Annotated in this window: 8 protein-coding genes and 1 pseudogene; 3 read left to right on the top strand and 6 right to left on the bottom strand. The window is 43.7% G+C overall.

The window, feature by feature from the left end:
* Positions 1-34 precede the first annotated feature (34 nt).
* Positions 35-355 carry a trp operon repressor gene (gene trpR / locus LGZ99_RS09230; protein ID WP_023044510.1) on the bottom strand — a complete coding sequence of 107 codons (321 nt, stop codon included), beginning with the start codon at positions 353-355 and terminating at the stop codon, positions 35-37.
* A 59-nt stretch (positions 356-414) separates the two neighbouring features.
* Positions 415-2,331 carry a murein transglycosylase gene (sltY, locus tag LGZ99_RS09225; protein ID WP_036838969.1) on the bottom strand — a complete coding sequence of 639 codons (1,917 nt, stop codon included), beginning with the start codon at positions 2,329-2,331 and terminating at the stop codon, positions 415-417.
* A gap of 379 nt (positions 2,332-2,710) precedes the next feature.
* Between sltY and ettA the strand changes: the two genes are divergently transcribed.
* Positions 2,711-4,378 (top strand): energy-dependent translational throttle protein EttA, encoded by a 1,668-nt coding sequence (gene ettA / locus LGZ99_RS09220; RefSeq protein ID WP_036834060.1) that lies wholly within the window; start codon positions 2,711-2,713, stop codon positions 4,376-4,378.
* A 38-nt stretch (positions 4,379-4,416) separates the two neighbouring features.
* On the opposite strand, the gene LGZ99_RS09215 is transcribed toward ettA, so the two are convergent.
* The 4 genes from LGZ99_RS09215 to serB all read right to left on the bottom strand — a co-directional run bounded on the left by LGZ99_RS09215 (position 4,417) and on the right by serB (position 9,475).
* On the bottom strand, positions 4,417-5,196 hold the full coding sequence (locus tag LGZ99_RS09215) for an ABC transporter ATP-binding protein (protein WP_235184753.1): 780 nt from the start codon (positions 5,194-5,196) through the stop codon (positions 4,417-4,419).
* Positions 5,197-5,829: 633 nt separating this feature from the next.
* The gene (nadR, locus tag LGZ99_RS09210) at positions 5,830-7,077 is read right to left on the bottom strand and encodes a multifunctional transcriptional regulator/nicotinamide-nucleotide adenylyltransferase/ribosylnicotinamide kinase NadR (RefSeq protein WP_023045882.1); all 1,248 of its coding nucleotides are present in this window, start codon (positions 7,075-7,077) and stop codon (positions 5,830-5,832) included.
* A 12-nt stretch (positions 7,078-7,089) separates the two neighbouring features.
* Positions 7,090-8,472 (bottom strand): DNA repair protein RadA, encoded by a 1,383-nt coding sequence (gene radA / locus LGZ99_RS09205; protein ID WP_021326498.1) that lies wholly within the window; start codon positions 8,470-8,472, stop codon positions 7,090-7,092.
* Positions 8,473-8,497: 25 nt separating this feature from the next.
* A complete protein-coding gene (gene serB / locus LGZ99_RS09200; protein ID WP_021326499.1) occupies positions 8,498-9,475 on the bottom strand; it encodes a phosphoserine phosphatase in 978 nt (325 codons plus the stop codon).
* A gap of 116 nt (positions 9,476-9,591) precedes the next feature.
* Here serB and LGZ99_RS09195 point away from each other — a divergent pair, with 116 nt between their 5' ends.
* Together LGZ99_RS09195 and LGZ99_RS09190 are read left to right on the top strand one after the other, a co-directional pair.
* On the top strand, positions 9,592-10,236 hold the full coding sequence (locus LGZ99_RS09195) for a YtjB family periplasmic protein (protein ID WP_021326500.1): 645 nt from the start codon (positions 9,592-9,594) through the stop codon (positions 10,234-10,236).
* Between the two features lie 436 nt (positions 10,237-10,672).
* A pseudogene (locus LGZ99_RS09190) lies at positions 10,673-12,336 on the top strand (ShlB/FhaC/HecB family hemolysin secretion/activation protein).
* The last annotated feature ends 9 nt before the right edge of the window (positions 12,337-12,345 follow it).

Below are 12,345 nucleotides of genomic sequence, written 5' to 3'. Positions count from 1 at the left end.
CAGGCATTCACTTTAGGCCGCAGTCGGCGGCCTGTTATTTCAGCAATTGCTCTTCTAACCACGCCTTCACATCGTTTGAAGCAGACTTTAAGCTATTAGAACCACGAGTGATAGTCGCAATTCCAACCCCAAGTTCATTTTTCAGCTCACGTTGGCTCATTTGCCCACTCATTAATTCTTTGATAATCCGTACTCTTGTAGCCAGTGCTGCCCGCTCATCAGGCGTCAATAATAATTGCAAAACCGGATGTTGCAGATCTTGCGCAAAAGCCTGTTGGAGTAACGTCACAAAGCATTGCCAATCTTCATTATCTTGTGGCGTAAGTGCCGGGTCTGTCAGATGATTTGGAGTCATAATTAATCAGTTGTCATACTATTTAACTAGTACGGCAGCATAGCATAGTTTGCTATAAATCAATATCGCCTTTGCCATTCTGCGTTAGTCAACACCTTTGATGACTTACCGATAAAGTTACTGTAGAAAACATCATAAGCCAAAACATTTTTGACATAACTGCGCGTTTCGGCAAATGGAATGCTTTCAATAAAGGCTATCGCGTCCAACCGCCCACCACTGTCAGATAACCAACGATCCACACGGGCCGGACCTGCATTATAAGCAGCGCTGGCAAGTATTCGGTTATGACCAAAACGCTGGTAAACCGATTCGAGATAAGCCGTACCAATTTCAATATTCGTCAGTGGATTCATCAACTGGCTACTGTTTACATACCCCTGAATATCATTTTGCTTAACCGTATCCGCCGCCGTTCCCGGCATCACCTGCATCAAACCCATGGCACCGACTGGAGAACTGGCTTGCGGATTCCAGGCGCTTTCCTGACGGGCTATCGCCATCGCATAACTTTGAGAAATTCCCTTACCTGACGTGAAACGACTGAACTCTTGCTGCCATGCTAGCGGAAAACGCTCTTCAAGATGGTCCCACATTTTCCCGGTTATTGTCGCCTGCACACTAAGAGCCGCCCATTTTTGGTTAAAAGCATAACGTGCCAACTGTTGTTGTTTTGATCTATTCTGGCTAGCAACCAAATAACTCCACTCTATGCGGGCAAGATTATCCATTTGCCAATATATCAGTTCCCTTACTCTCTGCACTTCGGACATCGAAGCAATCGTTGCATCTGGCTTTTCTGCGGTATTAATCGTCAGTGGATAACGGATATTCAGTCTTTGCGCCGCAACCATTGGGTAGAAACCGCGACCTTCTGTCAACTTACGCAGTATCGCCTCACCTTCACTTTTATTACCCTGCGCCAATAAAATATTAGCCCGCCAATAACGCCATTCCTCTTTGTTCTGGTTCGCTAACGGTAGCAATTTGATCCACTGAGCCAGACCAGGTTCATCGGCATGACCCAGCGCCAGACGAACACGACGCTCAAGCAGTGAAACAGATTGGCTATCGCGGATCACATCATCGCGCCACTTCTCTTGCTCATCGTTCACATCACCCATTAACTGCCAGGCAACAATATCGTTTAACCGCTGGCGCTCGCTGTCATTCATCTTTTGTGCTCTGGCAATTGATGGAATGATCACTCTTGCCTGATCCGGATCTTGACGGGCAAGGAGTGAGAAAACCGTTAAAGTAGCGACACGGGTAAAATCAGTCGGCCCGGTATTATCAGCAAAAACAGATACAGTAGCAGGATCATCCTGCAACTTAATCAGGCCATCACTGATACTTTTGTATCCCGGCGGCAATCGTTTAGCGAGGTAACTGACCAACGAAGTGTTCCCCGCTTTTAATGCAAGACTAATACGCTGTAATATCAGTTCCGCTGATAAGTAGCCAGCTTGCTGCCAGACATCAAATAATTTATCGCAACTGGCAGGTAAAGAGCGACCATTCAACCAAATGTCTTTCGCTCCCTGCCAGGCAACCTGCTCTTCACCTGTCGCCCATTTGGCAAAATAGTAATTACAACGGCTTGTAATCGATTTCGGTGCTGTAGGGCTAAATGCCAGCAGCCTACGCCAGTCTTCACGATGTGCAAGTTCATTGATAAAACGGGATGATAAAGAGCGTGCTGGTGGCAGATTAGGGTTACTATCAATAAAGCCACGGATCTGTTCTGGTGTCACCAGCGCCAAATCCTGAGTCAGTTCCCGGTATTTAAGATAAGGATAAAGCGGGTAGTCTTTCAATGTTGGCATCAATCTCGCCACCTCAGCCATATCACTGGCATCCCACGCTTGCTTAATTTGCTGATATCGCTGTCGCTGATCATCCAGAGAATCAGCGTTTGCTGCAACAGACACAAAAACCAACCCTGTAACCATCGCAAAGTGTTGCCATTTAGCCATTACCACACGCTCCTCCCGGAGATCAAATTGAATAGGTTAATATTACAAATGTATACACATCATAATAATATAATCACCGCCACTTACCACATTAATTCACTCCATGATGAAATATTTAACCGTATATACTAAACAGGTAAGTTTTTTATCCAAAAAATTGATCCATCCTAACAAACTCTCCCCAGAGCCATCCTATTCCGGCAATTGGGTTATAGAGTTTATTAACTTAAATCGGGTAAACTGTGATAAATCGTGTTCAGATGAACATAAATAACCTAACTGGATATAATCAGATACCAACACGCCCTGTTCATGCGATTGACTTCGCAAAACAGGCATTATCATTATCACAATCAGAGATAGCGAGGCTTATAGCAACGTGGCTCAATATGTTTACTCCATGCATCGGGTCGGCAAAATTGTCCCCCCGAAGCGTCATATTCTAAAAAATATCTCCCTGAGTTTCTTTCCGGGAGCCAAAATTGGTGTTCTTGGCCTTAACGGCGCGGGTAAATCAACCTTACTCCGGATCATGGCCGGTATTGATAAAGATATCGAAGGCGAAGCCCGCCCACAGCCGGGAATTAAAATTGGCTATCTACCACAGGAGCCAAAATTAAACCTTGAGCACACTGTCCGCGAAGCAGTAGAGGAAGCAGTTAGCGAAGTGAAACACGCGCTAACCCGTCTGGATGAAGTCTACGCAGCCTATGCTGATCCTGATGCCGATTTTGACAAACTGGCTAAAGAGCAAGGTGAGCTGGAAGCGATTATCCAGTCCCACGATGGTCATAATCTTGACAACCAGCTTGAGCGTGCAGCTGACGCACTGCGTCTGCCGCCGTGGGATGCAAAAATTGAGCATTTGTCCGGGGGGGAACGCCGTCGTGTAGCAATCTGCCGTTTACTGCTGGAAAAACCAGATATGCTGCTGCTGGATGAACCGACAAACCACCTTGACGCCGAATCCGTCGCCTGGCTGGAGCGCTTCCTGCACAATTATGAAGGTACTGTTGTTGCAATTACGCATGACCGTTACTTCCTTGATAACGTTGCCGGCTGGATTCTGGAACTTGACCGTGGTGAAGGTATTCCATGGGAAGGTAACTACTCTTCATGGCTGGAGCAGAAAGACGCCCGCCTGGCTCAGGAGGCATCAACAGAAGCCGCCCGCCGTAAATCTATTGAGAAAGAGCTGGAATGGGTTCGCCAAAATCCAAAAGGCCGTCAGGCAAAAGGCAAAGCACGTCTGGCCAGATTTGAAGAATTAAACAACGTTGAATACCAGAAACGCAACGAAACCAGTGAACTGTTTATCCCACCTGGGCCACGCCTGGGCGACAAAGTTCTGGAAGTGGAAAATCTGACCAAATCCTATGGCGACCGGATGCTTATCGACAATCTGAGCCTCTCTCTGCCAAAAGGGGCAATTGTCGGGATTATCGGACCTAACGGCGCAGGTAAATCCACCCTATTCCGTATGCTTGCTAACCAGGAACAACCTGATTCCGGTACTATCACATTAGGTGAAACCGTCAAGCTGGCTTCTGTAGATCAGTTCCGTGACAATATGGATGATAAAAAAACCGTCTGGGAAGAGATTTCTGGCGGTCAGGATATCATGCGTATCGGCAATTTCGAACTGCCAAGCCGTGCTTACGCTGGCCGTTTCAACTTCAAAGGTGTTGATCAGGGTAAACGTGTCGGTGAATTGTCTGGGGGTGAAAGAGGCCGGCTACATTTGGCTAAACTGCTGCAAGTTGGCGGTAACATGCTGCTGCTCGACGAACCAACCAACGACCTGGACATTGAAACCTTGCGTGCACTGGAAAACGCCCTATTGGAGTTCCCAGGTTGTGCAATGGTTATTTCCCATGATCGTTGGTTCCTTGACCGTATCGCAACCCACATCATTGATTATCAGGATGAGGGTAAAGTGACTTTCTTTGAAGGTAACTTTAGTGAATACGAAGACTATAAAAAACGGACTCTTGGAGCCGAAGCGCTAGAACCGCATCGCATTAAATATAAGAGAATCAGCAAATAATCATATTGGAAATGGCCTGATAACAGGCCATTTTCCTCTCAACTATTTGCATATAAACTCGTAGTTTTATTCATTATGCTATGTGTTAGATAAGTATCATGGATAATCTTTCCTTCTTTCAAAGTAATAATACGATCTGCATGCCTAATAAGCCTATTATCTTGTGAAGCCACAACAACTGTTCCTCTTTGGTTATGAGCAATAAAACTTAAGATATCAATGGCTACCTGGCAGTCATAATTATCAAGATGACTGGTTGGCTCGTCAGCAAACAAATACCGGGGACTTTTCACAATAGCTCTGGCTATTGCTACCCGTTGTTTTTCATTATCACGTAATTCATTGGGATATATATCTTTCTTGTGTTTCAGACCAACAATATTGAGTGCCTTAGTTGCCCTGGTCATGGCTTCCTGATGGGAGGCTGTGATTCCACAGGACAGAGATAATAACAAATTATCCAGGACCGTAAGTTCATTAGATAAATTAATTATTTGAAAGATAAAGCCACAATTTATCAAATGGAATCTATCTAACTCGCTGTTATTCAGCCTACCCAATTCTTTGTCAGCAATTAATATTTTTCCTCTATCGAGACGCAATAACCCGGAAATCGTTGCCAGGAAAGTGCTTTTTCCCGAACTGAGATCCCCAGTAACCAAAGTAAATTCACCTGGAAAAATAGAAAGAGTGATGTCTGAAATCATTTTCTGGTTAGCTTTACTGTTAGAAAAACCATATGAAATATCAATGGCTTCAATCGTAGCAATTTGATTCAAATTCATTATCTCAGCATAATAGTGTAAGAAATCTGGCATTATCAGTAACGCTTGCAGCCAGAGCAATCCGTAAAAATACAGATATTCATCATTATAAGATTACACAAACGAGGGGAAATCATATAAGAAATATCTCAACTAAAAGTATATCAATATTTCTACCAGTGACTATTTCAAATGGCTATCTGTATGCTAAAATTAAAATTTTACTAAACAAGATCGGCCCATTCCTATCAACCAATCATTAACAATAGGCCTTTATTTCGTTAGTTTAAATACAAAAATAACATCAGACAAATAATTTTTTATATATAAAAACACCTTAATATCATAACAATATGTTAAAATTAATATTTAATCCCCATATAACAACAACGCATAAAACATAAAATCTTTAATAAAAAACCAACCTTATCTTATTCAAGAATAAATCACCAATATAAAAACTTTTATTTAGAAATCAACATGGAAGTATTTAATTATTAATTTTGCTTTTATTCAAGGAATAAATAATCAATAGAAGTATCAAAAATATTAATGGCTATTATATATTTTATTACTTGTAAGTAATAAAAACATCTAACCACAATTCATATTGTGGTTAGATATACATTGAATATATTTATTAATTTATCATATAAAATATTATATATGAATCTAATTATAAACGATTCAACTAACGTGTTGCTTAGGATTAACCGCTAAAAGTTGCTGAATTAGCTCTATACAGTGCAGAAAACGTTGATCATAGTCTGGTGAATTTACATTTACATATTCAATATTGTTGTCTTTCAGCATATCTTCCAACAATTGCTGGAACGCTTTACGATCCTGCTCGCTGCCAAGGCTACGCAAACCATCAGAAACCCAAGGTGTATTGTTTTCCAATAAAATGACCAAATCAAATCGGTATTCATCAATCAATGCCTGAACAAACGGGTGCTCACGTCCTTCATACCGCTTACAGAATGCTTGGGTAGTCACGAAATCAGTATCGACAAATGCAACTTTATTCGCATATTTTACTGCGAAATCAATATACTGAGCCTGCCCCAACGCAATTTTGTCATAGTCTGAATATTGTAGCGCCATCTCATCACCGCCCAGATGAGAAAAAACATAATCACGACCATATTCCCAGGCACTGGTAGTATTAAAAATATTTGCCAATTTATTAACCAATGTGGATTTACCACTGGATTCCCCACCGAGAATCGCTACAGTACGCACAAAGAAAGGCTTTACTTCCGTAGGGATATATTCCCAATGACGGAATGGATCCTGACGGATATGCCGGCCACTGATCTTCATAAATGAGCGCTGTGGATCGATAAGAATAGTCTCAATTCCCAATTGCTCTTTATAACGGGGAGCATCCTGAGCTTCACTAGAATAAATATAACTTGGATTAATCCCTTTTTTTGACATAAAGGTTTTCATGCCTTTACTCCACACATCCCAACCATGTGGATATGGCTCAATTCCCTGTTCATCAAAAGAGTGAATATGAATGTTTTTCTGATACTTAAATGTCTGAAGTAACCAGCGTAGACGATCACTGACCGTCGGTTGTTGCGACATGGAGCTGCTCATAAACAACTCCCTGTCTCTGGGCTCATCATGGCAAAGAATGATATGCAACTCATCTACCTGACTACAAGCCCGTTGAATTAGATAGATATGCCCGGTATGCAATGGATAGAACTTACCGAATATCACCCCGACCGTTTTATTCTGCACAGGATATTGCACCCCTAAATAGTTATGGAGAGATGCCAGTTTTTGCGCGCTGGGACTTTTGATTTTGTCATTAATTAACTGGCTGAGATAACCTTTGGTCATACCGCTTGCATCAGCAACTTGTTGCAACGTACAACCCGTTTGTTTAATCGCTTCTTTAAGGTAGTCAAATTGACCCATATCTCCCCCTGTTTAATCAAGATCTTCCATAACAGATAACGCATCTGACAGCTTTTTCACACCAAAAACTTTCATCCCCGGCAGCTCTTTTTTCGGCATATTGGCATAAGGCACTATCGCCCGTTTGAAACCATGTTTAGCCGCTTCTGATATCCTTTCCTGCCCACTGGGTACAGGACGGATTTCACCGGCCAACCCCACCTCACCAAATACAACCAAATCATGCGGTAAAGGTCTATCGCGAAAACTGGAGACTAAAGAGAGAAGTAAAGCGAGATCCGCGCTGGTTTCCGCGACCTTAACCCCACCAACCACGTTGACAAACACATCCTGATCGGACATTTGCAAGCCACCGTGACGATGAAGAACCGCTAACAAAATAGCCAATCGGTTTTGCTCCAAACCCACAGCCACCCGCCGTGGATTGGTCATCATCGAATGATCCACCAGCGCTTGAATCTCCACCAGCAGAGGACGGGTTCCCTCCCACACCACCATGACGGAGCTACCCGCAGTGATTTCATCACCACGGCTAAGGAAAATCGCTGATGGGTTACTGACTTCGCGCAATCCCTGCTCTGTCATAGCGAACACCCCAAGCTCATTGACAGCACCAAAACGGTTTTTATGACTGCGTAAAGTACGAAAGCGGGAATCAGCTTCACCGTCAAGCATCACTGAACAGTCAATACAGTGTTCCAACACTTTCGGCCCCGCCAGCGAGCCATCCTTGGTTACATGGCCTACCATAACAATGGCAACACCGCGGGTTTTGGCAAACCGGGTAAGATAAGCGGCGGTTTCCCTGACCTGAGCGACACTCCCCGGAGAAGATTGAATATCCGCCATATGCATCACCTGGATGGAATCAATCACCATCAGTTTTGGCTGCTCCTGCTCCGCAATCAGACAAATCTGTTCAATACTTGTTTCTGACAGCATATTCAGATTATCAACCGGCAACCCCAACCGGTGCGCACGCATCGCAACCTGCTGTAATGACTCCTCTCCGGTGACATATAAGGTTTTCATCTGTGCAGACAATTGACACATCGTCTGCAACAATAAGGTACTTTTCCCTGCGCCGGGGTTCCCGCCAATCAGAATCGCGCTACCGGGTACAACACCACCGCCAAGAACTCGATCGAACTCTTTAAATCCAGTGGAAAAACGGGGAAGCTCTTCCAGACTAATCTCTGATAATTTCTGAACCCTGCTGACACCAGCATCTCCCGCATAACCACTGAACCTATCATTACGAGAGGAAGATGCTGCGGCTAAACGCACCTCAGTAATGGTATTCCAGGCATGACATGCACTACATTGCCCCTGCCAGCGCGGATAATCCGCCCCACACTCATTACAGACAAACGCCCGTTTTGCTGCTTTTGCCACTCTGTACTCCCTAAAACAACTTTAATTAACGTTCTTCGTGTTTAAGACCGCCACTTAACACACACAGTACTCCCATTAGATCAGCATGACGAATTGTCACTTTCGACTGTGCATAAACTTTCGGTTTAGCATGATAAGCAATACCCAGACCCGCTTTGCGAATCATTTTCAGATCATTGGCGCCATCACCAATAGCGACGGTTTGTTCTAACGGGATATCCAATTTTTTCGCCAGCTTCATCAATGTGGCAGCCTTATATTTAGCATCAACAATTGGTCCGATAACCTTACCTGTTAACTTGCTGTTTTTGACTTCTAATTGGTTTGCTACCGCAGCAACTAAACGTAAATTCTGGCGTAAATGGTCGGCAAAATAGGTAAACCCCCCCGATGCGATTGCGACATGCCAATCAAAAGATTGTAACTTACGCACCAAACTGGTCAGCCCCGGCATAAGCGGCAAATCTTGCGCAACCTGTCGCAAAATATCAACATCAGCCCCCGCAAGTTGAGCAACCCGCTCCCGCAGACTATCAGAAAAATCCAGTTCTCCTTGCATTGCCCGCTCGGTAATTTCGGCTACTTTGTCACCTACGCCGGCCAAGCGGGCAATTTCATCAATACATTCAATTTGAATTGCCGTTGAATCCATATCCATCACCAGTAAACCTGGTGAGCGCAACCGTGGGATCTGCCCCAAAGGAACTACATCCAGCCGGCATTCATCAGCCAGCCTCTTAATACGCGAAGTCAAACTTCCGGCAATACGTACCACCTGATAATCATCAATACGCCATGAAGAGACGATGACAATAGCAGCGCCAAGCCGGTGCTGAAAATTACTGATACGTTGTTTATCTAGGCCACGGCCATATATCAACCAGCCACTGTCACCAGCCCGGTAATCCAATGGCATAACCTCCTCCCCACTTAACGAAAGTGGTAATCCCGGCCACTTATGGACCTCTTCCGGCAAATAGCGATAAGCCAGGTTATTAGACATTAATCCCTACTCCTGTAATCCCACATGACTCTGGCAGCAAAAAATTGCATTTCAAACTATCCTCCCTATATTGCATCTGGCAACATTGAGTTGACCAACGCCTGGAAGAAATAACTATGACCAAAGCTAAATTAAAATTCCGACTGCATAAAACAGCTATTATATTGATTTGTATTGCTTTATTAGTATTTCTAATGCAGGGCGTTTCTTATTTTAGCCGTTCTCACCAACAGGCCCAGATGGATCAATTTGAGGAATTGGCGAAAACCTTGGCAAAACAAGTCGCATTCAGCTTATCCGATTATATGGAGAGTGGCAGCAAAGATCTTAATAATGAACAGATACTGGCTAATTTGCACTACCTGACTAAAAACAGCCGCATACTTGACGCCAGTGTTTATCTTAACAATGGGACACAAGTTGCTCATAGCGGAGAAAATGTATCGGTGCGGGATCGCTTATCTTTGGATGGTAAAAAAGCCGGCAGCTATTTTAACCATCAGATAGTCGTTCCCATTCCAGGAAAAGAAGAACCAAAAGGTTTTCTGCGCTTGACACTGGACACACACAAATTAGCGACAGAGTCCAAACAGGTGGACAACACCACCAACCTGCTCAGGATCATGATCTTACTGGCTTTAGCTATTGGTTTTATTCTTGCGCATAACCTGTTGCAATTAACACCCAGCCGCTGGCAACAGTCGCCTTATTTGTTGACGGCCAACAGCAAATCAAACGAGAAAAACGAGCAAGAAGAATAATAAGTTAAAATATCTGACTACCATTGCTCAACCAGTAATAGCTTATTTTTCGGCGTATTTGCCGAAAAATAAGCACCCTGCAATGATAATAAAAATAAAATCCCTCACTACTTAATACCCAAAGATATAATTTCTTAAGTTATTTTAACTATAATTACATAATAATACCCATAGTGACATATATCACATATTTATCAATAAATAACATTAAATTAGAAATACACATATTATTCACATAATTCATTGATTAACAACGCATCCCGCATTCTTCCTTACTTTTCAATAAAATACAAGTTATTGTTTTAATTAAAAATAAAATAAATCAACACACCAAGCTCATATAAATTAAGTAAACTTTACATGTTGATTATCAAGAGAAATTAATTATTAATGGCACCCCAAAAATTACATGACGCATGCGGGATGCTAAAGAATAATGAAAAAAAAGGTTATTGTTTTTACTAGCTTTCTTATTGTTTCTACTAGTGCTAAAGCTACCGAAATATCAGATCAACAACTTATTCATCAACAGGAACGTCAGAAAGCCCTGGAGGCCCAGTTAGCACCGCCACCTAAGGATATTCGTCTGTCTATACCTGAAAAAACAGTGCCATCTGAATTTCCGGTCGATACGCCCTGTTTTCCCATTACACGAGTCGTGCTTGAAGGAACGGAAAACTTCCCACACTGGTTACCCCTGATGCGTCTAGCCCAACAGGGCGAAAATCACTGTCTGGGCACTCAGGGAATTAATATGTTGATGACCCAGATACAAAATCGGCTAATCAGTCATGGCTATGTCACCAGTAGAGTCTTGGCACCTAATCAAGATCTTAATTCCAAAACATTAAAATTGGTGGTGATACCGGGAAAAATCCGGCATATCCGCTATACCGCCGAAAGCGAAAGTTATATCCAACGGGTAACCACATTTCCCCCCCGTGAAGGAAAGCTGCTTGATTTACGGGATATCGAACAGGGATTGGAAAACCTACAGCGTTTTTCTACTGTGCAAGCCAATATGGAAATTGTGCCGGGTGAACAGCCAGGAGAAAGCGATATTGTGCTGGACTGGCGTCAGTCACGGCATTGGCAGTTAGCCACCTATATGGATGATTCAGGCTCTAAAAGCACCGGGCGCTACCAAGGTGGATTAACTTTATATCTGCATAATCCACTGGCGTTGAGTGACCTGTTTTATATCTCCGGTGGACGCGATATTCACTCCCCTTCCGGTCGTGGCAACAAAAACTACACCATCCACTACTCACTGCCTGTAGGGTATTGGATGGCGGGCATTACCGCCAGTAATTATGATTATAACCAAACAGTAGCAGGGCCATATCACGATTCTAAGTATAGTGGCGAAAGCAAAAACCTGAATTTCCAGCTAAGCCGGGTCTTGCATCGTAACGCTAGCCAAAAAACTTCCTTTAATGGGGAAATTTATCGTCGCACATCCAAGAGTTTCATTGATGACTTTGAAATAGACGTACAGCGACGGGAAACCGCCGGTTGGAAATTGGGGCTATCTCATCGTCACTACATCGGCAGTGCAACACTGGATGCCGGGGTGACTTACCAGCAGGGAACACGCTGGTTTGGTGCTCAACCAGCCCAAGAAGAGATCCTTGGTGAGGCAACCGCTCTGCTTAAAACAACCCAGTTTTCTGCCGCGCTTTCCGCGCCATTTACCTTATTTTCTCAGTCATTTTCCTACAAAACCCAATACATGCGTCAAATCAGCGCCAGACAGTTGACACCACAGGATCAATTTTCGATTGGCAATCCTGGACTGTACGCGGATTTGACGGGGAACGGACACTGAATGCGGATCGTGGTTGGTACAGCCGTAACGAGCTGGAATGGCAAACACCACTGAATGGTCAATCCCTGTATATGGGAATGGATTATGGCGAAATTGGCGGACCGGGGAACGAAAAACGGCTGGGAAAACGCCTGGCTGGTAGCGTCCTGGGCTGGCGAGGCAACCTGAAAGGCGTGAGTTATGACCTGTTTGCCGGTATCCCCCTATCCAAACCGGATGGCTTCAAAACCTCACCAGTCACAACCGGATTCAATTTGTACTGGCAGTACTAATTCAGAATA

Source organism: Photorhabdus temperata (genome assembly GCF_025384845.1).
GTDB lineage: Bacteria > Pseudomonadota > Gammaproteobacteria > Enterobacterales > Enterobacteriaceae > Photorhabdus > Photorhabdus temperata.
The sequence above is the reverse complement of the archived record's forward strand: the minus strand, read 5'-3'. Positions and strand labels throughout refer to the sequence as shown.